Genomic DNA, 23,243 nt, shown 5'->3' with positions numbered 1-23,243 from the left:
TAATCAAAAAAGGTTGCTAAAAAATTAATTAAGAAAGAAATATCTTTAAATAAAATAATGCCAACTTTTTTATTATAGCGGCTCCCTTAAGTTTCATACTGCGTTACAAGCTCGCTAGGCTCAGTCATGTATTTATTTGTACATTTCTTCACCTTGCTCCCTTGTGCTGCCTGAACTTAATGTGAAACAATATAACAATGAGGTTACGCGGAGTTTTTATCGTTCCCTCGATGAAAAAGGATACGTTTAGCCTCCTCGCTCATCACAGGATTTGTTTTTATTTCATTCCCTTTTTCGTAAGCGCGCTTAACTCCCGGACGTTCCTGCATTTTGAGAAACCAACGCTTTAAGTGAGGGAAATTGTTTAAATCCTGTTGTTGATTTTCATAAGGTACTATCCAAGGATAGCAAGCCATGTCTGCAATGGAGTATTCAGTGGCAATAAAGTCTCGATTTGCTAATTGTTTATTAAGAACACCATATAATCTTGATGTCTCTCGTATATATCGTTCAATCGCATAAGGTACTTGTTCAGGCGCATAAAGGCTAAAGTGATGATTTTGACCAGCCATAGGACCAAGCCCACCGACCTGCCAAAATAACCATTGTAAACATTCGTAACGGGGCGCTATATCTTTAGGCAAAAAATGTCCAGTTTTTTCAGCTAGATACATTAATATTGCGCCAGACTCAAAAATGGCAAGAGGTTTATTGAGATTAGGATCATTATCTATAATTGCAGGCATTCTATTATTAGGTGAAATTTTTAAAAATTCATCCTTAAATTGGTCACCTTTTGTAATATCGATGGGAATAATTTGATAAGGTAAACTACATTCTTCTAGAAATATCGTTATTTTATGCCCATTTGGCGTTGGCCAATAATATAGCTCAATCATAGTTATCCTTAAATTAGATACTTTTTTAAAGTTAAAATTTAGAAAGCGTTTAAATTTTAGCATAGCACGCCTTTGCAAAAAAACGATCGGATGGATTAGTAGTAAAGCGCTTATGATAAGCAATAACCAATTTATCGTTCTATACTAATGAATAGCTACCAAAAATTGCTTATTTTATATGATTAAATACTTGCAGGATGCACTAAGCAATGTTCTCCTCGGAAAAGAGGAAGTTATTAAATTAGGTATTACCTGTTTAATAGCAAATGGGAACTTGCTTCTTGAAGATAGCCCAGGTATGGGAAAAACAACGCTTAGTCATGGCCTGGCGCAGTTAACTGGTATGCAATATAGACGGATTCAATTCACTAGTGATTTGTTACCCAGTGATCTTTTAGGCGTATCGATTTTTGATCCCCAATCAAGAACATTTAATTTTCATAAGGGTCCTATTTTTGCCCAATTAATATTAGCTGATGAAATTAATCGTGCCCCCCCTAAAACACAAAGCGCTCTACTTGAAGCGATGGAAGAAAAGCAAATAACCACAGATGCTGGAACTGAACTATTACCCGAGCCTTTTTTTGTTATTGCCACTCAAAATCCCTCTTATCATATTGGTACATATTTACTACCCGAATCGCAATTGGATCGCTTTTTAATGCGTTTAGCTATTGGCTATCCGCCTCCGGATGCAGAGCGAGAAATTTTGAAATCGCCGGCAGATAATAAGAAGTTTATAGCCTTAGAACCTGTTATTGAACCTGCTCAATTAATGGCACTACAAAAACAATGTGAGAAAATTGTTATCTCTGATTTAGTATTAGACTATGTTCAGTCACTACTTACAGCGAGCCGTAATCAAGACTGGTTTAATCATGGGCTAAGCCCTAGAGCTGGAAAAGGTATCATTCGTGCAGCTCAAGCTTATGCACTTATTGAAGAGCGTACTTTTATCCGGCCAGATGATATACAAGCTATTTTACCAGCAGTTGTTAACCATCGATTATTACTTAAAAAAGCACCTAATAATTTATCAGCAGCAGAGCTTTTAACTGATAGTGTGCAAGTTCCTGTATAATTACTTATGAATAAGAAGCTATCTAATAAACTAGAAAAATGGTTTAAAGCACGTAATCAAAAGGGCAATCCACAAGTCTTTGGTTCTAAAAATATCTATATCGTTCCATCGGCTTTTGGTTGGGCTTACGCTTTTGTATTAATTACGTTATTTACCGCAGCAATTAATTATCAAATCAGTTTAATTTTTTTAATGGTATTTTTATTATCTTTAATTGGTATGGGAAGTGCTTGGGAAGCTCATGCTAACTTAAAAGAATTAGGGCTTAAATTACTAACAATTGATGATGCAGAAGAAGAAAGCTTAGCTCAAATCCATCTTTTAATTCAACCTAATAAAAAAATACGTTATGGCTTAGTATTTCAATGCATAGCACAAGAACCAATTATCATAGAAGAAGCGTTATTAAATGAATTTAAATTTATTTTGTCCATAAAAACAGGGCAAAGAGGATGTTTTAAATTACCAACTATAAAAATTACCAGCTTTTATCCCTTAGGATTATTTAAAGTTTGGGGCTATGCCTATTTCGATAGGCAATTCTATGTATACCCTAAACCTGTTTTTCCAGGTTTTTGGCCAATGCCCGTTAGTCTTCAAGAGAAAAACGAAGTGGCCTTAGCTGGTGATAATGAAGTTTATGATTTAAAGCAAGTCGAAAATCCATGGGCTCAACCCAATTTAATTGCTTGGAAAATTGTTGCCAAAAGCCAAGGTTGGTTTATCAAAACAATGGATAGCGTAGAAGGCGATTACTGGCTTTTTCAATTACAGGATTTACCAGCAATTGATCTAGAAGGAAAACTTCGCTTTTTAAGTTACTGGGTGCAAGCTGCTGAAGCTAGAGATGATTTATACAGCCTTAAATTAGGGACGCAAAGTACCAAGTTTTCTCATGGCGAATCTCACCTTAAGCAATGCTTACGTCAATTGGCTACCTATTCATGAAAACAATGAGCAAATATTCTCATTTATTATTATTAACCCGTTACATGTTAGTTGTAACATTAATATGTTATTTTCCTCACTTTTTTCAATCACCCTATTGGATAACACTATTACTCATTGGCGCGGTGAGCTATAAGTTTATCGCTACTTACTTTAATTTTTCGCCGCTACCAGGCTGGCTTAAATTAGTTTTTATAATAAGTACAGTCATTTTATTAAAAATCTATTATGGCAATATGATCAATAGCGGGTTTTTTATAGGATTCTTAGCAACGTTTATTGGTTTAAAATGCCTTGAAATTCATAATATTCGTGACATCAAATTTTTAATTATTTGTAATTTTTATCTTGTCCTTACCTCTTTAATAATTGATCAGAGTCTTTGGATAGTTGTTTATTTATTTATTGCTATATTAATGAATGTATTGTTGATGTTAAAGCTCAATTCTCAGCAAGTCTCTTTTAAAAATTTAAGTTCTAGAAGTTTCAAATATTTATTAATAGCAATCCCGTTCAGCCTAGTGCTTTTTTATATTTTCCCAAGGATTGCTAAACCGCTTTGGCAAGTCCCCACGCATTCTTTAAATCAAATAGGTTTTAGCGAAAAATTAAGTCCCGGTTCAATTACACAGTTATTTACAGATGATCGGACAGCTTTCCGAGTCACCTTTAAGGATAAACCCATTTTAAATGGTTATTGGCAAGGGTTAATACTTAATTTTTATAATGGCGTTAGCTGGAATCCTATAGGAATAAGACAAAGCGACTTAAGGCCCCTTAAAGAATTGAGCACCCATCAAAATGTAGATTATGAGGTAATGTTAGATCCCCACCAAAAAAAGTGGTTATTTTATTTAGGATTTCCAATAGCGGCCAATCCTAAATTACTTTTTATAACTAATCATGGATTAGTTTTAGCTAATCAAGAAAAAATCCAGCAGCGTTTGATTTATGGCATACAAGTAGGAAAAGAGTTGTATCGCCCTTTAAGTGCAACTGAATTACAGCAAAACGTACAGTTGCCAGCTAATGTCAATAACCAGCTAATTTCTTGGTCGAGAGAAAATTTTATAAATTTAAGAAATAATCCTGAACAAATTATTAAAAATCTTGCAGTGTATATTAGGCAACAACCTTTTTACTACACGTTAATGCCAAATAAATTATATTCTAAAGATCAAATGGATGAATTCTGGTTTGAATCAAGGCAAGGTTATTGTGAGCATTATGCGAGTGCTGTTGCTATTATTTTACGAGCCCTTGGTATACCTAGCAGGGTAGTTGTAGGTTATCAAGGTGGCATATGGAATAGTGTTGGACGCTATTTAGATATTCAGCAAAATAATGCTCATGCTTGGATTGAATATTGGCAAGAAAATTTAGGCTGGCAGCGGGTAGATCCAACAAGTTTTATAGCACCAGAGCGAATTGATAAAGCCATTCGTAATTTACAATTTTCAAGGCTTGCTCAACAAAGAAATGATTATTCTACCAGTTTAAGCTGGTTACAACGTTCCCAATTCTTTATGGAAACACTTCGCTTTTTTGCTGATCGTTGGCTACTTTTTTATAATCAAGATACGCAATTAGACTTACTAAAAAAATTAGGTTTGGGACACTGGAATACAACTGATTTATTAAGAGCGGCTATTGCTACTTTCTTATGTTTTATTATTATAATGGGATTAATCTACGCTCTGAGCCAATATAGAAGAAGGGATCCTTTAGCAAAAGCTTATCAACAATTACAAAGAGAATTTAAACGATTTAATATTCCAATTAATCCTGCAATGACTCTGCAAAAACAATGCAAAATTCTGCAAAATAAATTACCGCATCTTACCAAAGAAATTTTAGAGTTTTTATTAAGTTATGATCAAATAAGATTACAATTTATTGAAAGTTATAGTAAAAATAATCAGAAAGAAACTGTCTTGTTATTTAAAAAATTAAGAAAAATTTTAATTAAAAACCCTAAATAGATAATAATTAAAACGAGCTACGTCCCGCGGCTAGTCCGTGGGATCCAGGGATATAGTAGGATACTAGATTTCGCGAACAAGTCGCGGAACGTAGGGAGGTTGGGTGGGTAAAAATTAAAATAGATTAAGGCAGGAATAAAAACTTGGTAAGGATTAAAATAGTTAGTGGCTCTAAGTGATTTAAACTGCTTCATACCTACGTCCCGCGGCTTGTTCGCGGGATCCACTGATATAGCTGGATACTAAATTCTGTATAAATGCTTCACATTCACAGAATGACGTTCATTTAGCCCATAAAAGAGACTTTGTTTTTTTATGGCGAACTCACTTTATTTATTAATTTTTACATATAGCTTGCCATCTAAGCCAATCCAAGCTCGTTTCATGATCTCTGTATTAAACGATATCCCAATATCGCCTTGATGATTGACAGAGATAACGCCAATCTCGCCTCGACTTTTATTGCGTTCATTAAGTACTTGCTCGCATATTTCCTGTATAGGAATATTTAATTCCGTCAGCATGGAAATGGTGTGAGCAATAACCCCCGTTATTAGATATTCTCCTTCGCCAGTTCCTGAAACGGCACAGGTTTTATTATTTGCATAACAACCAGCGCCAATGACACAACTATCACCAATACGACCAGGTAAACTATTACTTGTGCCACCTGTTGACGTGCCAGCAGCGAGATTGCCATGGGAGTCTAAAGCAACTGCACCAACAGTGCCTGTATCCTTTTTGTTTAATAATTCCTTATAAGTTTCTTTGGCACTGAGATGCTCATATTCTTCATACTGATGCGTGGTAATAAAATAAGATTGAGGTTTTAAGGAAAAATTTTCTTTTTTAGCAAATTCAAGTGCGCCATATCCTGATAAAAACACATGTTTGGTTTTAGTCATAATTGAGCGAGCCAGGGAAATAGGATTTTTAACCTCGCGAACCATGGAAACAGCGCCTGCTTTTATTTCTTTACCATCCATAATAGAAGCATCCATTTCCACTTCGCCACAACAATTTAAAGCAGATCCACGACCTGCATTAAAATAAGGACTATCTTCAAGTACTTTTACAGCTTCTTCAACTGCATCAAGCGCGCTTCCACCTTCTTGCAAAATCTTATATCCTTTTTGGCAAGCTTTCGCCAAATCCTCTTTTGTTGACTCTTTATTTTTTTTAAGAAAAGATGAGTTTTTACTTGCACCGCCATGAACTGCAATTGCTATTTTCATAGTCTATCCATATATCATTAATCGAAATTAGTTGAAGTTGCAGGATTTGCTAATCGACGCTTAGTTAAAGAAAAATGACATCCCTTGACTAAAAGATGAACTTTTAAATCTTCTACATAAACAGCTTGCCCTTCTTTGACCTTAGTAATATTGGTTTGATTAATATATCGACCATCAATAATAACCACCATACCCGAACCACGGCATTCAGCATCAGTACCATTTTTAATAATTAAAGCCGTATCTTCACCTAGTCCAATGCCTAATTGTTCGGGATTCATGATAATAGCATGCGCAAGACGTCCAAAGCGCCCACGTTTAATAAAATGTGTATCAATAATACAAGTAGGCAAGAACCCTAAGCCAGAGGAAGTAGCTAAATTTCTATATAAAAGAGCTTCAGTCAAACCGCCTGAAGTGATCATGACTGAAGACATGACCATAGCACCAGCGCTAGTTCCTGCCACGATAAAATCGTCATCTTCTAAGTAGCGTTGTTTAATAATTTCAACAATGGGCGTACCGCCTAAAATAGTAGAAATTCGAAATTGATCGCCACCTGTAAAGAAAATAGCACGAGCTTTATATACGCGATCTAAATATTCTTTTTTTCGAGCTTCATGTCGCTCTGTTATCGGTAAAAACCCAACCTTATTGTAACCCATTTCCTGAAAAACACGCTTATAAGAACTTTTAACTTCATCTTGAACTTCTGAGCCCGTAGTCACTACTTCTACATGCTTGGTCCTACAATCAGATAAAAGTTCACTTAAAATTTCATACCGTGACATTTCTTCCCGCTGTTCATAAATATCAGGTGGCTTATTTGCTCTATCTTCAGCGCCTCCAATAATCAGTAGTTTACCTTTAGGTCTTATCATAGAAAAATGTTCTCATTAAGTTGCATTGCTGGTTGGACATGCTCTTGTCCTAGCATAAATTCAACTGAATCAAATACATCATCTACTGAACAATAGATTAAACTATTTTGTTCTGCATGGCTCATTGCATAATTTAATGCCTCAAATTCTTCTGAAATAACTTTTATCTTTGCTTTCGGATTAACCGATTTAATTCCTTTAGTAATTAAATCAGTTAATTCTTCATTTGTCCTGCCGCGACCATTTTTATTGTGACGAATGATAATTTCATCAAACATTTGCGCTGCATAGTAACCCAGTCTTTCGATATCTTCGTCGCGACGATCACCACTTGCAGCAATAATACCTACTTTATTAGTATAATCTTTATTGTCTAGAAATTTTTTAAGTTGGATATAGGCATCTTCATTGTGCGCGTAATCAATCATGACTTGGCAATGGTCAAGATTAAATAAATTCATGCGCCCGGGGGTGTTTTCAACAGTTGGTTGAAAGCTATATAGATTTTTGGCCATCATTTTAATTGAAAATCCGCGAATAATGCCTACTAATACAGCAGGTAGAATATTACAAGCCATAAAATTTGCTGTACCATTAAAAGTCAGGGGAATATCTTTTATCTTAGCGATTCCGAGTTTTTCTTTGCCTCTTTGAACAATGATCAGCTCATCTTCTATAAAAGCTGCTAAACCACCAGCTTGACAATGCTGTTTAATGCGTTGATTTTCGGCAAAAGCGAATAAAGCAATATTACAATTTAATTCAGTTCTCAATTCGTAAACTAAATCATTTTCAGCGTTTAATATGGCGTATCCGTTTTTATGGGTGCTACGAGCAACAACTGATTTAACATCAACTAGTTTTTCTAAGGTATCAATACCATCAATACCTAAATGATCAGCCGTAATATTAGTGATAATACTAATATCACATTGATCAAATCCTAGTCCAGAACGAATAATGCCGCCACGCGCGCATTCTAATACCGCAAAATCCACTAAAGGTTCTAAAAGAATTGTGCGAGCGCTTAAGGGTCCACTGCAGTCACCTCGATACACTAACTTATTATCTAAATAAATGCCTTCGGTAGTTGTATAGCCAACACAATGGTTTGCTTGTTTGGCAAAAAGGGCAATTAAGCGAACAACAGTTGTTTTACCATTGGTACCAGTTACAGCTACAATAGGTATCCGAGAGGGTTTGCCTGTTGGAAATAGCATATCAATAAAGGGCGCCCCTACATTAATAGGATCCCCTTCATTAGGCGCAACATGCATACGGAAACCAGGACTAGCATTGACTTCAATGACCGCACCTCGCTGCTTGTTAATAGGAACGCGAACATTTTTGCAAACAATGTCAATACCACATACATCAAGTTGAATTAAACGTGCTACTCGTTCAGCAAGTGCAATATTATCAGGGTGTACTTGATGGGTAACATTAGATGCTGTACCGCCTGAGCTTAAATTAGCTGTACATTTTAAATAAAAAACCTCACCTGGTTTTAAAATACTATGAAGGGTTAAATTATTTTCGGCTAAAATTGAGTGTGTTTCTTCATCAATTTTAATAGCTGTTAAGCAATTCTCATGTGCTAATCCGCGCTTAGGATCCTCATTAACTTCCTCAATCAGTTGCTGAATAGTTCTTATACCATCACCAATAACTTTTGCAGGCGTCCTTTTAGCTACAGCAACGAGTTTATAATTAATGACTAGAAAACGATAATCATTTCCTTCAATAAATTGCTCAATAATCACTTCTGGGGAAATATTCTGAGCTAAATTGAAGGCTAAAATAGCCTTTTCTTTTGTTTGAATGTTCGTAATAACTCCACGGCCGTGATTACCATTTAGCGGTTTAATAACAATGGGAAATTTTAGGTAATCAATAGCATCGTCTAGTTCATCTAGCGAATGAATAGTGACTCCTTCAGGAACAGGAATTGAGCTTGCTAAGAGTAATTGTTTTGTCATGTCTTTATGGGTGGCAATATCAACAGCGATCGAGCTTGTTTGTGAAGAAATAGTAGCCCAAACACGTTTTTGATATTTTCCATATCCTAAGGTAATTAATGAGGTATCTTTAAAACGAGTAATAGGAATATTCTTTTTCTTAGCTTCTTTAAGAATGGTTTCCGTACTAGGGCCTATTTTTTCATGCATAGCAATCGTTTTTAATTGAGCAATGTCATTTTCTAAGTTTAAATAATCTTCGCCTTTGGCAAGACAATCAATAATATTAAAAGCGGCTGTCGCTGCATATAAACCTGCTTCTTCAGCTTCATAAGTAAATATAACATCATAAACGCCTTCAATATCAGTTCCGTAGGTTCGACCAAAGGCGCAATCCATACCAGCTAGATTTTGCAGTTCTAAAGCAATATGTTCCATGATATGCCCAAGCCACGTGCCGTCATCAAGCCTCATAAAGAAGCCACCGGCAACACCCGGGGAGCAATAATGATTATATAAAGTCGGCATTAATTTTTTTAGTCGCTCGTTAAAACCTTCTAGAGTATTACTTGGGGAATATTCGTAATTCTCTAGATCGAGGCGAACTTCTATTAGTTTTTGTCTGAAATTCGACCAATAGTTAGGCCCAATTAACACTCGAGTTGATACAATTTTCATTAATTCATTCCCTTGTTTTGATGAAAATATAAATAATGACTTACAGGATTACTTTTCCTTTAATAATAGTAATAAATATGAATTTTTTCATAGCTTTAAATAAATTTTTTTTTACAAAAATAAAATTTTTACCTTTAGGCTGCAACTAAAAGTTATTATTTTGATTTTAACTTAATATTTAAAGCGCTAATTTTTCCTAAATAATGAGAAAAAAGGAATTATATTAAAAAATATTTAATAATAAATTATTGAAATTCGATATTTTATTATTATAATACAGAAAAATTAATTAACTGGACGGTTTTATGAACAAAATACAATTAGCTAGTCGTATACTTTCTGTTTTTTTTAAATTTTGCTGTTGGTTTATACCATCAATTACAATCTATTTAATTTTATTTAAACTACCGAAATCATTGGATATAAGTACTTTTGTTTTAATGATGCCTATAGTGCACATAGATGGATCAGCCCAGTTTTCTATACTGCATCGCTTAATTATTCTAACTATTCAATTCTTACCTTTATCGATAACCATTATGATTTGTTATAAATTAGCTAAACTTTTTCGCCTATATGCAGAAGAAAAGTTATTTGAGCAAATTAATATAAAATTAATTAAAAGTATTAGTTTGTACATGTTAGTAGGTCAGGCTATCCAATTAGTCTATCAGCCTCTTATTACTGCTGCGCTTACTTTTACTAATCCGCCCGGTCAGCGCATAGCAAGTATTACTTTAGGCTCAGCTAATTTGTCCACACTCATTACAGCTATGGTTATTTTAATCGCTTCCTGGATTATTAAAGAAGCGAATCAACTTAAATTAGATGCGCAATTAACAATTTAGAGAGTAATGTATGGCTATTATTGTTAATTTAGATGTAATGATGGCAAAAAGGAAATGTCGTTTAAAAGAATTAGCTGAAGCAATAGGGATTACGGAAGCTAATTTATCAATACTAAAAAATGGAAAAGCAAGAGCGATTCGTTTAACTACACTTGATGCTATTTGTTCTTATTTAAATTGCCAGCCAGGCGATATTTTAGAATATCAAGTTGATAAAGAATAAGAAATGCATTCATTATTTAGGATAAATTGAATTTTAAAAAATTATTAGATATATCAGCAAGTTAATTTAAAGTATTTAACTTGCTGATAGTATTTAAAAGTCTGGCTTTTACAAATTTTTAGCCAGAAACGCTTTGGTTTCTTCATTAGGTGTTGATGGTGTAAATCGAGATCCTCCCCACCACATTTGATCTAACCATACCCATAAGGCAACGCCAATAAAATTTGGATTCGATTTAACATTAAGTTGGCTAAAGACTTCATAAGCTGCTTTAACATAATCTAATTGCGCATATCCTGTAGAGCGACCATTTTTAGTTTCAAATTCATGTACAGATGCCCCAGCAGGAATAGCAAGTTGAAATTTCACATTATATTGGTTAGCTTTAGTAACCATATTACGAATTTCAGTAGTAATATAACTTCGAAATTCGGTTGGTGAATTAACGCTGCCACCCGGTTTAGAGCCAAGATCATAAAGGGAATCTATAACATAGCCATTATTGTACTTATTTAAAATCTGAGCGAGCGTACTATTAACTCGACCGGCGAAAGTGAAAACTGAAAAAGTTCTACCTTTAGGATGGGCGCTATCGATACACATGGGGCTTGCAAAATCTTTTGCTATTTGTTGATAAAAATAAGCTTGTCCTGGTTTGCTGATATCAAAAGGTTCAATATCGAATTGTACACCTGACACGTTTGGGTCACTGCAGAGTGTACGTGCTACCTTATCAGCAAAGAGAGCAGCAGTTGGTTGATCTAAATTATTAAGGGCACTTAAGTAATCATCTTCACCGACTCCATCCAGCCTGCCATCTACCACAGGTATAATTGACAAAGGCTTACATCCATTACCTAAAACATTATAATAGGCAGCAGTGGAGAGTTTCCCAGTATCATAATAGACATACATGGTGCTTGTAGTACATGGGGTGCTAGTTGAGGTACCACCCGAGCCCCGGCAATATAACTCAAGGCTACCTCCATAACTATATACTTTATCAATGGTATGATTGCCTGTTGCTGAAAGATTATAGTTATTAATTTCATTAGCAAAGAGTCCTGGCGAATGGCCAATTCTTTTGCCCTGGTTATTATAGAGAGTGTCATAAACCCAAGTACCATTGCCCTTTGTTATATCAGCAAATAGATTCACCGAAGACAAACTTAAGACTAGAAATGGCACTAACTTATTTTTATTAATTTTTTGAGTTATCTTATTTAACATCATGGTTAACTTTCTCCTACCTTTAGTGAGCTTAACAAGCGATGTTTAACCTTGTGTTTATGTTATTTTGCTGTTAATAGCATAAATACAAGTAATTAAGATGAAGGAAATAAGGATTGACGTCAATGGCTGGTATTAAACCTTAATAAAGGCTTAGAAACGGACTTAAACTGCTAATTAAGCCCTAAAAGGGCTTAGTTATAAACAACTTTAGAGATTTCTAGCTAAAAATTCTTGTGTTTCCTCATTTGGAATTGATGGCGTAATCCGCTTACCACCAGACCATCTTTGATCCGCCCAAGCCCATAAAGAAACACCTACGAAATTGGGATCTAACTTTACTTTATATTTCTTAAAGATGTCATAGGAAGCTTTAACATATTCTATTTGTTTATAACCTGTACTTCTTCCATCTTTGCTCTCAAATTCATGAGCAGAGGCGGATGCAGGAATAGCCAGTTGATATTTAAAATTATATTGTTTCGCTTTAGACATCATTTTCTTAATTTCACTGGTGATGTAGCGACGATAGTCTTCGGGTGGTGTACCAGCGCTCCCTGGATTAGAACCAAGATCATAAAGTGAATCAATAACATAACCATTATTATAAGTAGTTAGAATTTTAGCTACAGTACTGTTTACTTTACCTGAGGTTGTAAAAATAGAGAACGTTCGGCCATTTGGATGTTTAGCATCTTTACATATGCTACTAGCAAAGGCTTTAGCTATTCTTTGATAAAAATAAGCTTGTCCTGGTTTTCTAATATCAAAGGGTTCAATATCAAATTGTACACCATCTACTTTCGGGTCACTACAATATAGGCGCGCAACTTTATCAGCAAAAAGCGATGCTGTATCTTTATCTAAATTATTTAAAGCACTTAAATAATCATCATCTCCTGTTTGATCTAATCTACCATCAACAATTGGTATAATTGATACGGGTTTAGGGCTGTTATTCAAAACATTATAATAAGCAGAGGTAGATAACTTGCCATCATCATAATAAACCATCATATCTTGAGCTTTACATTTTTTAGTTGGGGAAGTTCCTCCTGACCCTCTGCAATAAAGTTCTAAACTCCCTCCATAGCTATATAATTTTTTTATAGTATGATTGCCACTTGCTGAAAGGTTAAAGTTATTAATTTCATCAGCAAAAAGCCCTGGAGATTGGCCAATTTTTTTTCCTGAACTATTATACAGCGTGTCATACACCCAAGCGCCATTACCTTTTGATACTCCAGCGAATAGATTTGTTGATGACAAGCTTAAGAGGATTAATGGAACTAACTTATTTTTACTCGCTTTTCGAACTGATTTATTTAACGTCATTGTTACTTTTCTCCTAATTTATATAAGTTTGCCTTATTACTTTCAGATTTATACTCTTGCATTGTTTTTTAAAAGAATAGATACGCTTTATTAAGATGAATCAAATAAAAATTGACGTCAATGACAGATATTTTGTGTTACTAAAATAGAAAGTTATAATTTTAATTGTGACGCATTATAGAAATTTGAAACGAAATAAAAGGCATAATTTATGGCAAAATATTAGTAATTTAATTTTAATGTAAACAGACTAAACTTAGCCTTTTTATCATGTTTACTTCTTGATCCCTTAATCCTAAAAAATTCAACTATTGAACAACATACCATTTTTCATGATAATGAATTTCCTATCAAATGATTAATTAATTATTTAATAGATTGTTTTTTACTTGGTTTAATAGTTTTAAGGAAAAATAAGAATGAAGAAAGTCAAATTAGCCGGGTTAATTGCGGCATTTGTGCCTTTTATGGCTTCTGCTCACCCTTGTGATGGATATGAAATAAAATTAAGAAATAATTTAATAGATGATTTATTAATAACCACTGTTAAATTACAAGGTGGAAAGTTAAATCCAAGTGGTATGCAAAAATTAGATAGTCAAACTGAACAGGTCTTGACTGTTAATAAAACTTCTGCAGCAGGTGTGATGAAGGGTGAAATAGTATTTCACACCATTAGTCTACCTTCTAGAACCATTACAATCAGATTTAATTTAGTCAACGACCATCAGACTTGTAAACACACTGATACCTCGCCCCCAAGTGATTATATTATTACAAGAACTAGCCAATCAGATAAAATTAACTACTCTATCAATTATAAATAAGTTAACTTCTCTAACGATAGGTAAAATTATTTTAAAAGATTTATCTTTTAGCTAGTTATTTAACAAATGGCTAGCTATATCTCAAAACGTAATTTAACTGGCGTTAAATAAATTAATCTGCTTAAAGAATTAAGGAAAACTATGGAAAATACCCCAAAAATTCCACGGCGAGTTGTAACAGGCTATCGTAATGGCGTTGCTACCATTATAGAAGATAAGCAGGTAGACAACGTTATAAGCCATGAGGCAGGGTATATTATTTCAGATGCATGGGCTACTGATTCAATGCCTGTTGAATCAACCCGTTGTGCACAAATTTTTGATGAGCTTTTGCCAAAAACAAATAAAAACGGCACCTTATTTCGTTATGTTTATATTCCACCTGACTCCCAAACTAGAAAATATTTTCCAGATGTACCTGGCTTGCCACATCCATTAATGCATCAAACACAAACGTTAGATTATATCGTTATCTTAAGTGGTGAAATTTATCTTATTATGGAAGATACCGAAACCTTATTAAAACCAGGCGATATTGTTATTCAATGTGGGACTAATCATGCTTGGAGCAACAGAACTGAACAACCCTGTGTACAACTGGCTGTTGTACTTGATGCCAAAACTGGCTATGGACATGAACCGATAGTTTAATTTTTTTCAAATTTGAAAGTATTGGATGTTTTTTCAAAGAATAGGTATTTTTTCATCATTGTAAGAGGATAAGCAGAGAATTTTGCTAATAGCCTGCTCTTAGGTATGTGTATAAAAACCTGAACCAAGCTTATTCATATCTAATAAAGCATGTACATATTGTTGAATAGAAATAAAGTTATTATTATACAAATCTTTAGATGTTGTACTCGAAAACCTTGTTTGATGATTTGTGTTCAATAAATTTAGCTTTTGGCATAGATAAAAGATATTAATTAAGTCATCCAGTATTTGAGTTGATTTTTGAATGTATTGGGAAAGCTGCTTAAAATATTAGCCAATTTAATTGGTTAAATAAAAGACAACTTGGAATTAGATTATAAATATACGCCTAATCTATAAATTTATAAGCTTAATTAAGAAAAATTAATTCCTAATTATTTAAGTTGTCTTTATTCTAATTAATAACTTTTTTGATAATTAACAGAAGGGTTATTGCAATATTTATTTTTTTGAAAAAGTCTAACTTTAAATTTACATTACAGTAGGAATTTATTTTCTCTCAAGTTATGATGCGCACTTTTCAATTATAGGAGAGAAATAATGGCTCTGTTATCTGAAGTCATTAATGAATTTAAAAAAAAATTTAACTACCTTAATGAGAATCAACAAAGGCGCTCACGCTGGTATGAATTCTGGTTTTCTGATAGTTGTAAAAAAAAGCTAACTAATACAGCTTTAACTCAGAAGCTAGAAGAGGCTGCAAGAAATTGTTTAGATTCTTTGAATAAATTGATTAAAGAAGGCGGTGATTTTCCATTTGAAAATTATCAAGATCAATTTTCTTTAATTATTTTAGAAGCCTTAAAGGCAGGGCAAGTCCAACGCTTAACACACGGTTCCATTCAAACGTCACATTGTAACAGTGACCATCAATCTATTTTGGAACGTTCTATCATTCCTAAAGATCCAGGGCTTTTTGAAAATGAAATTGTAAATGCCTTGCAAGTTATTTCCAATAAGTATTCAGAACATCAATATTTCTTTAATACATTGAATGAGAGAATCCAGACGAGTACATTAAGTCCATACGTATTTTTTCAGGAAAGTGCTAAAGTTGATGCAAATGGCAGATTTTACTATGGTGAGAGACAAGGTGGTCAACCTAACTTCAACCTCTATGATCTCGATGAACGTCAAGAATTTGCTGAGGAATATATCAGTAGTCTTAATTAATTGAATATAATGTTAAGGTAGGCTAAACGTTTGAACTGCCTAATATCTCATTTAATAACAGGTAAAAAAATCTTATCCGTGGTGTAATTAATAAGAAACTTTGGTGTTTTCCTAATGATAGTATCTCTAATCGCTTGTAGGAAAGGAGAATGCCATTCTGACATTTTACCGTAGGTTTTTGCTTTTCTAACAAGATATTCAGCTTTTTTATGTCTGACTTGGTGATAGTTTTTTAACGCTTTGGCATTTAATCCTAATTTCTTTAATGAAAAAGCTAACGCCATCGCATCTTCAATTGCTTGTGCGGCTCCTTGGCCTAGATGCGGGGTGGTCGCATGTGCTGCATCGCCAAGTAAACATATCCGATTGTTGTACCATGTTTTAAGCGGCAATAAATCAGAGATATCGGTTTGAATGGTGCTATGAGGGCAAGTTTGTTCGATTAACTTAATATGATTAACAAAAAATTTAGAGGTAAGGGTTAATGCGGTACTATGAGCATCATCTTTGTTAAAATAATTTCCTGGTTTAGATTTAAAACTAATGTACCAATATTTTTCATGGTTACTTATAAAGGAATAACCAAGTTTGCATCCTGGTGCCCATATTTGATAACTGGTGTTGTCAATAGAATCGGGTAGGATTGATAGATTGACAATCCCTCGAAAACTGCTAGAACCAGAATAACGAACTACATTTTTTTGAAAAAACAAATTGCGTACCTGGGAATGCAGGCCATCTGCTCCCACTAAAATTTTTCCACATAAAATTTCTCCTGTATTAAGTTCAACGCTTACTCCTGTATCATTCTGCTCAATACTCGTAATACTTTTACCGAAATAAACGTCTTTTAGTAATACATGCTCGGTTAAATATTTTTGCAGCCTTGCTCGATGAATAGCTAAAATATTAAATTTGGATCTATCTAACGTAAGTGTGTGTAATTGCCCTGACGAAGTAGAAGCTAATTTGATTTGTTTAATTGCAAAACCTAAATCAAAGAGATTATTTGTTAAGTTAAGCTCGCGATATATTTCTAAAGCATTAGGAGCAAGCCAAATACCTGCGCCAATTTCCGAAGGCTGTGATTCTTTTTCTATAATTAGGGTTGTAAAGCCGGCTTTATTACACGCAACTGCCGTAGTTAAACCGCCAATTCCGGCCCCAATAATTAGAATATCAACTTTTTTAGTCATAAATTTTATCGTAAAGGAAATATTACTTAATTTAATATAAATAATGATAGAAGAAAGTTATAATTAAGCATGAGATAAGTAAAGCAATTAAAGTGGTGGCGTTTCAGGATTTGAGGTGGGGGGGCGGCTATGATAGTTCAACTGGCGTTTGGGTAATAAGCTGTATACGCTTATCAAAGCACTGCATCTTTTCCTCACCTAAAAGTGCTGCTTCTAACCACCGTACTAAGTAACTATTACAAACTCCCTGGTGATTAATACAGCTACCCTAGGGGTTGGCGTAAGGTTAATAAGGATTGATGAATTTCAGGCATTTTAAGATAAATAAAGTTGATTTTGTATAAATATTACACAAGTAAAAATAACCTAGTAGGTATAAGAGCTTTTAATTACACCAATATCAGATAGCTGAATTGCATCTTTCAAGAAATTAAAAGGGATAGTTTTTATGATAATTTACAGAAAAATTTAGATAATTGAGTACTTTTCAAGCAAATTTTCATGTACTTGTTGTTTTGCTAGTACAACCTTTGTATAGGCGATTGTTTTATCTAAGGCTCGATTAAATTGAGGCACATTGTCTTTATACAATAAGTTAATTGCATCTATCTCTTCAAAATGGTCAATGAATTTAAAGGCTGAAATAACTTTAGGGGTTTTTAACACAGCTAAAAATTCGTTATAGCTATGGCCACCATTACTAAAAAGCAAGCTAGAGGTAAAACATTTGAGAAAAGAAGTGAATTTTTCTAAATTATTAAAAGGTAAATGAGCCATTTTTTCTAACTTTTTTATGCAGCGAAGTTGACTTAACATGGTGCCAGAAATAGAACATGAAAAAGGGTGCACCAACGTTGAAAAATTTTCTTTTGGCCATGCTGCTGCTAGATTAAAGTTGACCCTATCAGGCGGTCTAATAAAAGAAAATCCACTTTCAGTAAAGATCACATCGTTTTTTGGGATAGGCATATAACTTTTCATTAATCCAAAATAGCTTGAATAGCTACCTATTTTAAATTGTTGACCATGTGTTTCAGCAGAGGCTTTAAGGAATTTTATTTGGCGGCCTCGTTGTTGCTCAGAAAAAAAACCTATTTCATATGCATTTTTAAGAGGTATATCAGGTAACTTAACAATAAAGCTGCTAAGCCATGCACATTTAAAGATTAAAAATAATTTATCTTTTTGAGTTTCAGAAAAATCATTATAACTTTTATTAGTTTTTAGCTTAGAAAGCGTATCAATATATTCTTCAACAAGATAATCTTCATGCGCTGAAGTGGTTTTATTAAGATACTTATTAAATTTAGCTTGTTCAGCTGGAGGAAGTAGCTGATACAATGCTTCATAATAACCACCAAGATCCTCGGAATCAATTTCATCAAGTGCGATAAATAATGTTTCAAACGCTAGATGAGTTTCGAAATATCGTCTAGTAGGATCTTCATTTATAACATTGGCATTGGTTGAGATTTGATATTTTTCATCTAGTTGGCTTCTTTTAAATAAATTTATGATGTATTGATAGTCTTCCTCAGAAGTTATGCCTTTTAAATATAACTTTTTAAGTCTCTCAACAATAAACTCGTTTTTGTAGCGATCAATTAAAAGCATAACTGCTTGACCAAAAGACAATGTAATCATAATTTTTTTACAAAAGAGAAAAAGAGAACAAATTATAAATTTAAATATTAGATAAAAAAATTAATTTTTTTTAAAATTAATTAAATAAGCAGAAATATAGATTTGGTTATAATTATATAACCGGATTTGTGCAAGAATTATTATATAGCCAATTGATTAACTTAATGTTAAGTAATTTTCGAAAAAATTTTCAGATTTGACTGCTATTGATTGATGAAGTAAATAGCGGCGTAGGCCGCTATTAGCATCTTCACTTAATTGATTTCATTTTTGTTATCAATTAGGTTATTTATGGCTCCCGTACTATATAAAACCACATCCATTATTCCATGTTTACATATTTCACAAAAAGTAGAGCTTGCTTCCATAGTGCAGTCAAATCCAGGTTTATGATTAGTGCCTTTCGTGCTGACTGAATCACCATAACCACCTTTATAAGCACCATAAACAGGAGGATTAGATTGCCAATCGCTTGCCGGTGTAGGAATTGCAGTTTGAGGTGATACCAAAGTATGCCATTTTAAATCTTGATAAGAGGGGCTGGATAAAAAAGTCATGTTTTGTGACCACGGTTCGTCAATATCTGGTGCAAACTCTAATTCTGTACGCCCGCCACCTTCATATTCTTCATTAAGTCCAAAAAAATGGCCAAATTCATGCAGTAATAAGTAGGTAAAATAGTATTTATTGCCAGCAGGGATAGCTGTATGAGACATATAATTACCAACTCCCCAGTAGCCGTTGTGTTTGGTTAAGATTAAAGCATAATCATAAGGCGCAGAGGCTAGCGCTTTGCGGAATTTATTTTCGCTTGTGGGATAAACTGCATGATACCATCGCTCAACACCAGTCCAATAGGGATAATATAAGCCTAAAAAAGAATCAAACTCAGGAATAGGAAATCCTAGATCGATGGGCTTGCCTAGTGATTTATTAGAAGGATGAAATACCGCATAAAAGCTAAAATAATCAATTCCAGGAAAATTATTACTATGTAAATCGTTAACAGTTTTAATGGCATCTTGCCAAAAACGATGTTTATCTTGAAACTGATATCCCTCAGCATAAATATTGATTCTAAGAGCCCGCGGTTTTTGAGATATTAATAACTGCTTTACTTCAAGTTCAGGATAATAAGTATCATCTGTTACTAATTCACTAACAATAATCTCTTGTTCTAAAACAGTTTCCATAATTCCTGACTGTGGATTTTCTGCAACTAATTCAAAAATTACATTATCCTTGGGAAGGGGGAATCGTAAGTTTATAGCTCGTGATAATTTGCGATATTCTTTGCCTGTACCTATAGAATCATAGTATAAGTGTTTGCCATTTTTATCCTTTACTATGCCTAAATAACTTCCCCACTTAGGCCTATGCTTGCTTTTAGCTAAAAGTGCGGGAGTACCGGAATTTTCTATGATTGCATGGCTTAAATAATATGTTTCATTATTTGGAAGCCAGTTTATTTGTAAGCGTAATACTGAAATTTTAGGTTCTTCATTAATGGATTTAATCATTTCATTTGATACATAGCTTTTATGTGAAAACGCTGATTGCTGTGGTATTAAATGAGGATCCCAATGAGGTTTTGCGGTTAGTGGTAATGAAAAAAGTGATACAACTAAAAAAAAATTATACGCATGTGCATCGTCCTGAAAATTAAATGGAAGGTTAAACACCTTTCTTATGTTGCTAACAGTAAGTAATGTTAACTGTAAAGATTGTCTACCTCGAAATCTTGGTATTATATCTATCTTAACTATGATAGTTAAGTTTTTATATCTAATAAAAACCTAAGTAAATTTGAAATAGGAGATCAAGTAAATAAATTAGGCCATTTAAATCTAAACAAAAAATTTAGCAAAATTAAAAGCTATTTTTAACTCTTTTTAAACTAATAAAATTAGACTTCTTTTTCATAAATCTTCCATTTTGATTAATTAAGAAATTATTGGATCTTTTTATAAATTAGTTGATCCTAAAGTAATCAAATGTTATAGTCCGTGGCCTTAAAATATTTAAATTTTGAGAGTAATAAGAATATGTGGGGTAGAACAAGAAATATCGACATGATAAGGCAGCGCCTATATTCAGTTATTGGACCAGAATCAAGTTGGGAAACTGATGAAAATAAAGCAAAATATGGTCAATTATATGTCGATTTGCGTGTTAATAATACCTGGCGAGCTGAAGATAGGGCGCGTTCTTTAGAACGGACTAATTTTTGGCAAGCACGTATTATAAAACACGAAGAACAAAATAAACTTCATATTCTTCAGTCTCAGCAATATTGGGCTAATCGTAAAATTCGTCATGCTCAGGAAAATGAAGAAAGGAAAGCTGCTCGACAAGAATTTTGGCAGACACGCACGACTAATCAGAAAACAGAGGACGCCGAAAGACCTGCTAAGCGAGCTGAGTTTTGGCAGCACCGTCATGAGCAACATCAAGCCGAAGATGAAGCGCGACTTCATTCACGTAAACAATACTGGGCTAATCGTAAAGACCATCAAATTAAAGAAAATGAAGTAAGAAAAAATTCACGAGAAGAATTTTGGCAGACACGCACGACTAATCAGAAAACAGAGGACGCCGAAAGACCTGCTAAGCGAGCTGAGTTTTGGCAGCACCGTCATGAGCAACATCAAGCCGAAGATGAAGCGCGGCTTCATTCACATAAACAATATTGGGCTAGCCGGAAAGAGAGACAGGCTCGGGAAGATGTAGACAGGATAAAAGAGCGCCAAGAGTTTTGGCGTAAATGGGTAGCAAGACTGCAACAAGAAGATATTAATAGGCCTAAAGAACGTGCTGAGTTTTGGCAAAGGCGCCTAGAAAGACATATTGATGAAGATCAAGATAGATTCATTGCCCGTCAAAAATACTGGGGTAACCGTATAAATCGCCATGTTCAAGAAGATGAAGCACGATTAAATAAGCGCCGAGAGTTTTGGGAAAAACGGGTAATTAAGCAAAAAAAGCAGGATGTTGATAGGCTCAAAGAAAGAAGAGATTTTTGGCAACAACGTCATAAACAACATCAAGGCGAAGATAAAGCACAACTTAGCGCGCGTGCGCAATATTGGACTAATCGTAAAAACCGTCACGTTAAGGAAGATGAAGAACGATTAACTGAGCGCCGTGAGTTTTGGGACACATGGGCAACAAGACTGCAACAAGAAGATATTAATAGGCCCAAAGAACGTGCAGAGTTTTGGCAAAAACGTCAAGCACAACATCACATTGAAGATATAGATCGCTCAAGAGAACGTAATTATTATTGGACTAATCGTAAATACCGGCACGCTCAAGAAGATGCAGCAAGAATCAGAATGCGTCGAGAATTTTGGGAAACACGAGCGACTAATCAGAAAAAAGAAGATGCAGACAGACCTACGAAGCGTGCCGAGTTTTGGCATAATCGTCATGAGCAACATCACACTGAAGATACAGAGCGACTTAATTCATGGAAGCAATATTGGGCCAATCGTAAAGAGAACCATGATCGGGAGGATAAAGCAAGGATAAAAGAGCGCCGAGAATTTTGGCAGGTACGTGCTATTAGGCGAAAGAAGGAAGAAAGCGAAAGGCCTATAGCACAAACTCAGTTTTGGAAAAACCGTCGTGAACAACATCAATTAGAAGATAAAAATCGAAAGCATGAACGTGAACAATATTGGCTAAGGCGAGAAAAACGTCATGTGGACGAGGATAAATTTAGTGCTGAAATGTGGACGCAGTTTTGGCAAGATCTACAAACAGAAAGAAATGCTGAAGATAAACAATTTAGCTTAAGACATGCAAGAATTAGGTCGAATGCAGCAAAATTTATATCAAAAACGATATATGATTCTACAGCTTATATTTATCGTCCATTGCAATCTCTGTGGTATGCCTCAGAAGAAAGTATTCAAACAGCTACCCGAAAAATATATCGTGCTATTACTTGGGCTGGTCGACATGCATTAGAAGGTTTAGCTACTGTTGGGCGGGTAATCTATCGTGCTGCTGGTTGGTTAACCCACAAGGTTTTAGATTGTTTAGAAAACTTAGGAAGACCAATTGTAAATTTATTAAGCTTTGTAGGGCATCATATTAAAGAAGTTTTACAAACGGCTGGCCGTTCTATTTATCGCGCCAGTACTTGGTTTGGTCGACACGTGTTGGAAGGTTTATCCACCGCCGGGCGCGCACTTTATCGTGCTGCGGGTTGGTTAGCCCATCAGGCACGCGAGTGCTTTGAAACGATAACCACGCCAATTATTCGCGCTTTCGACTTTGTAGACAATTATCTTAAAGAAAGTCTGCAAACCGCTGGTCGTTCTATTTACCACGTCAGCACTTGGGTTGGCAGACACTTATTAGAAAGCTTAGCCACCGCCGGGCGC

18 protein-coding genes are annotated in these 23,243 nt (G+C 34.4%); 9 read left to right on the top strand and 9 right to left on the bottom strand.

The features are described from left to right. Positions 1 to 203: 203 nt before the first annotated feature. The gene (locus E1P04_RS10990; RefSeq protein WP_131782958.1) at positions 204 to 899 is read right to left on the bottom strand and encodes a glutathione S-transferase N-terminal domain-containing protein; all 696 of its coding nucleotides are present in this window, start codon (positions 897 to 899) and stop codon (positions 204 to 206) included. A gap of 178 nt (positions 900 to 1,077) precedes the next feature. On the opposite strand from E1P04_RS10990, the gene E1P04_RS10985 reads away from it, so the two are divergent. The 3 genes from E1P04_RS10985 to E1P04_RS10975 are packed head-to-tail and all read left to right on the top strand — an operon-like array spanning position 1,078 to position 4,910. Then, entirely contained in the window at positions 1,078 to 1,980 is a 903-nt protein-coding gene (locus tag E1P04_RS10985; RefSeq protein WP_131782957.1) for an AAA family ATPase, read from the top strand. Positions 1,981 to 1,986: 6 nt separating this feature from the next. Next, positions 1,987 to 2,928 carry a hypothetical protein gene (locus E1P04_RS10980; RefSeq protein WP_131782956.1) on the top strand — a complete coding sequence of 314 codons (942 nt, stop codon included), beginning with the start codon at positions 1,987 to 1,989 and terminating at the stop codon, positions 2,926 to 2,928. Next, positions 2,925 to 4,910 (top strand): transglutaminase TgpA family protein, encoded by a 1,986-nt coding sequence (locus tag E1P04_RS10975; protein WP_131782955.1) that lies wholly within the window; start codon positions 2,925 to 2,927, stop codon positions 4,908 to 4,910. Before E1P04_RS10980 ends, E1P04_RS10975 begins: the two co-directional genes overlap by 4 nt. Before the next feature lie 329 nt (positions 4,911 to 5,239). Here E1P04_RS10975 and E1P04_RS10970 read toward each other — a convergent pair whose 3' ends face one another. Genes E1P04_RS10970 through cphA form a run of 3 tightly spaced genes read right to left on the bottom strand, consistent with a single transcriptional unit; the run spans position 5,240 to position 9,662 of the window. Continuing rightward, positions 5,240 to 6,145, bottom strand: a complete 906-nt coding sequence (locus tag E1P04_RS10970) for an isoaspartyl peptidase/L-asparaginase family protein (protein WP_131782954.1) — start codon at positions 6,143 to 6,145, stop codon at positions 5,240 to 5,242. Positions 6,146 to 6,162: 17 nt separating this feature from the next. Beyond that, positions 6,163 to 7,026 carry a cyanophycinase gene (locus tag E1P04_RS10965; RefSeq protein ID WP_242604443.1) on the bottom strand — a complete coding sequence of 288 codons (864 nt, stop codon included), beginning with the start codon at positions 7,024 to 7,026 and terminating at the stop codon, positions 6,163 to 6,165. After that, positions 7,023 to 9,662, bottom strand: a complete 2,640-nt coding sequence (gene cphA, locus E1P04_RS10960; protein WP_131782953.1) for a cyanophycin synthetase — start codon at positions 9,660 to 9,662, stop codon at positions 7,023 to 7,025. The genes E1P04_RS10965 and cphA overlap by 4 nt, the downstream gene beginning before the upstream one ends. 305 nt (positions 9,663 to 9,967) lie before the next feature. Between cphA and E1P04_RS10955 the strand changes: the two genes are divergently transcribed. Continuing rightward, the gene (locus E1P04_RS10955) at positions 9,968 to 10,510 is read left to right on the top strand and encodes a DUF2975 domain-containing protein (RefSeq protein WP_131782952.1); all 543 of its coding nucleotides are present in this window, start codon (positions 9,968 to 9,970) and stop codon (positions 10,508 to 10,510) included. Between the two features lie 10 nt (positions 10,511 to 10,520). Next, positions 10,521 to 10,733, top strand: a complete 213-nt coding sequence (locus E1P04_RS10950; protein WP_131782951.1) for a helix-turn-helix domain-containing protein — start codon at positions 10,521 to 10,523, stop codon at positions 10,731 to 10,733. 108 nt (positions 10,734 to 10,841) lie between these two features. Here E1P04_RS10950 and E1P04_RS10945 read toward each other — a convergent pair whose 3' ends face one another. Together E1P04_RS10945 and E1P04_RS10940 are read right to left on the bottom strand one after the other, a co-directional pair. Beyond that, complete coding sequence (locus E1P04_RS10945; RefSeq protein ID WP_131782950.1) at positions 10,842 to 11,966, bottom strand: hypothetical protein; 1,125 nt, start codon at positions 11,964 to 11,966, stop codon at positions 10,842 to 10,844. Between the two features lie 207 nt (positions 11,967 to 12,173). Beyond that, positions 12,174 to 13,298, bottom strand: a complete 1,125-nt coding sequence (locus E1P04_RS10940; protein WP_131782949.1) for a hypothetical protein — start codon at positions 13,296 to 13,298, stop codon at positions 12,174 to 12,176. A gap of 419 nt (positions 13,299 to 13,717) precedes the next feature. Here E1P04_RS10940 and E1P04_RS10935 point away from each other — a divergent pair, with 419 nt between their 5' ends. The 3 genes from E1P04_RS10935 to E1P04_RS10925 all read left to right on the top strand — a co-directional run bounded on the left by E1P04_RS10935 (position 13,718) and on the right by E1P04_RS10925 (position 16,012). Next, a complete protein-coding gene (locus E1P04_RS10935) occupies positions 13,718 to 14,125 on the top strand; it encodes a hypothetical protein (RefSeq protein WP_131782948.1) in 408 nt (135 codons plus the stop codon). Between the two features lie 141 nt (positions 14,126 to 14,266). Beyond that, on the top strand, positions 14,267 to 14,776 hold the full coding sequence (locus E1P04_RS10930) for a cupin domain-containing protein (RefSeq protein WP_131782947.1): 510 nt from the start codon (positions 14,267 to 14,269) through the stop codon (positions 14,774 to 14,776). A gap of 603 nt (positions 14,777 to 15,379) precedes the next feature. Further along, positions 15,380 to 16,012 carry a hypothetical protein gene (locus E1P04_RS10925; RefSeq protein WP_131782946.1) on the top strand — a complete coding sequence of 211 codons (633 nt, stop codon included), beginning with the start codon at positions 15,380 to 15,382 and terminating at the stop codon, positions 16,010 to 16,012. A gap of 47 nt (positions 16,013 to 16,059) precedes the next feature. Here E1P04_RS10925 and E1P04_RS10920 read toward each other — a convergent pair whose 3' ends face one another. From E1P04_RS10920 to E1P04_RS10910, 3 genes are all read right to left on the bottom strand, one after another. After that, the gene (locus E1P04_RS10920) at positions 16,060 to 17,208 is read right to left on the bottom strand and encodes an FAD-dependent monooxygenase (protein ID WP_131782945.1); all 1,149 of its coding nucleotides are present in this window, start codon (positions 17,206 to 17,208) and stop codon (positions 16,060 to 16,062) included. Between the two features lie 468 nt (positions 17,209 to 17,676). Further along, positions 17,677 to 18,852, bottom strand: coding sequence for a hypothetical protein (locus E1P04_RS10915; protein ID WP_131782944.1), 1,176 nt, complete (start codon positions 18,850 to 18,852; stop codon positions 17,677 to 17,679). Positions 18,853 to 19,106: 254 nt separating this feature from the next. Continuing rightward, positions 19,107 to 20,534 carry a M64 family metallopeptidase gene (locus tag E1P04_RS10910; RefSeq protein ID WP_242604442.1) on the bottom strand — a complete coding sequence of 476 codons (1,428 nt, stop codon included), beginning with the start codon at positions 20,532 to 20,534 and terminating at the stop codon, positions 19,107 to 19,109. A 390-nt stretch (positions 20,535 to 20,924) separates the two neighbouring features. On the opposite strand from E1P04_RS10910, the gene E1P04_RS10905 reads away from it, so the two are divergent. Then, positions 20,925 to 23,243: hypothetical protein (locus E1P04_RS10905; RefSeq protein ID WP_131782943.1), on the top strand; the 2,319-nt coding region annotated here is incomplete at its 3' end.

Origin of the sequence: Legionella gresilensis (assembly GCF_900639865.1) — a bacterium.
GTDB classification, from domain to species: Bacteria; Pseudomonadota; Gammaproteobacteria; order Legionellales; family Legionellaceae; genus Legionella_C; species Legionella_C gresilensis.
This window is presented reverse-complemented; position numbering and strand designations above follow the sequence as displayed.

Coding starts and splice junctions, on each gene's coding strand:
- E1P04_RS10920 (WP_131782945.1), bottom strand. CDS start 17,208: ATGACTAAAAAAGTTGATATTCTAATTATTGGGGCCGGAATTGGCGGT.
- E1P04_RS10950 (WP_131782951.1), top strand. CDS start 10,521: ATGGCTATTATTGTTAATTTAGATGTAATGATGGCAAAAAGGAAATGT.
- E1P04_RS10925 (WP_131782946.1), top strand. CDS start 15,380: ATGGCTCTGTTATCTGAAGTCATTAATGAATTTAAAAAAAAATTTAAC.
- cphA (WP_131782953.1), bottom strand. CDS start 9,662: ATGAAAATTGTATCAACTCGAGTGTTAATTGGGCCTAACTATTGGTCG.
- E1P04_RS10955 (WP_131782952.1), top strand. CDS start 9,968: ATGAACAAAATACAATTAGCTAGTCGTATACTTTCTGTTTTTTTTAAA.
- E1P04_RS10945 (WP_131782950.1), bottom strand. CDS start 11,966: ATGATGTTAAATAAGATAACTCAAAAAATTAATAAAAATAAGTTAGTG.
- E1P04_RS10970 (WP_131782954.1), bottom strand. CDS start 6,145: ATGAAAATAGCAATTGCAGTTCATGGCGGTGCAAGTAAAAACTCATCT.
- E1P04_RS10990 (WP_131782958.1), bottom strand. CDS start 899: ATGATTGAGCTATATTATTGGCCAACGCCAAATGGGCATAAAATAACG.
- E1P04_RS10940 (WP_131782949.1), bottom strand. CDS start 13,298: ATGACGTTAAATAAATCAGTTCGAAAAGCGAGTAAAAATAAGTTAGTT.
- E1P04_RS10930 (WP_131782947.1), top strand. CDS start 14,267: ATGGAAAATACCCCAAAAATTCCACGGCGAGTTGTAACAGGCTATCGT.
- E1P04_RS10985 (WP_131782957.1), top strand. CDS start 1,078: ATGATTAAATACTTGCAGGATGCACTAAGCAATGTTCTCCTCGGAAAA.
- E1P04_RS10965 (WP_242604443.1), bottom strand. CDS start 7,026: ATGATAAGACCTAAAGGTAAACTACTGATTATTGGAGGCGCTGAAGAT.
- E1P04_RS10935 (WP_131782948.1), top strand. CDS start 13,718: ATGAAGAAAGTCAAATTAGCCGGGTTAATTGCGGCATTTGTGCCTTTT.
- E1P04_RS10975 (WP_131782955.1), top strand. CDS start 2,925: ATGAAAACAATGAGCAAATATTCTCATTTATTATTATTAACCCGTTAC.
- E1P04_RS10980 (WP_131782956.1), top strand. CDS start 1,987: ATGAATAAGAAGCTATCTAATAAACTAGAAAAATGGTTTAAAGCACGT.
- E1P04_RS10915 (WP_131782944.1), bottom strand. CDS start 18,852: ATGATTACATTGTCTTTTGGTCAAGCAGTTATGCTTTTAATTGATCGC.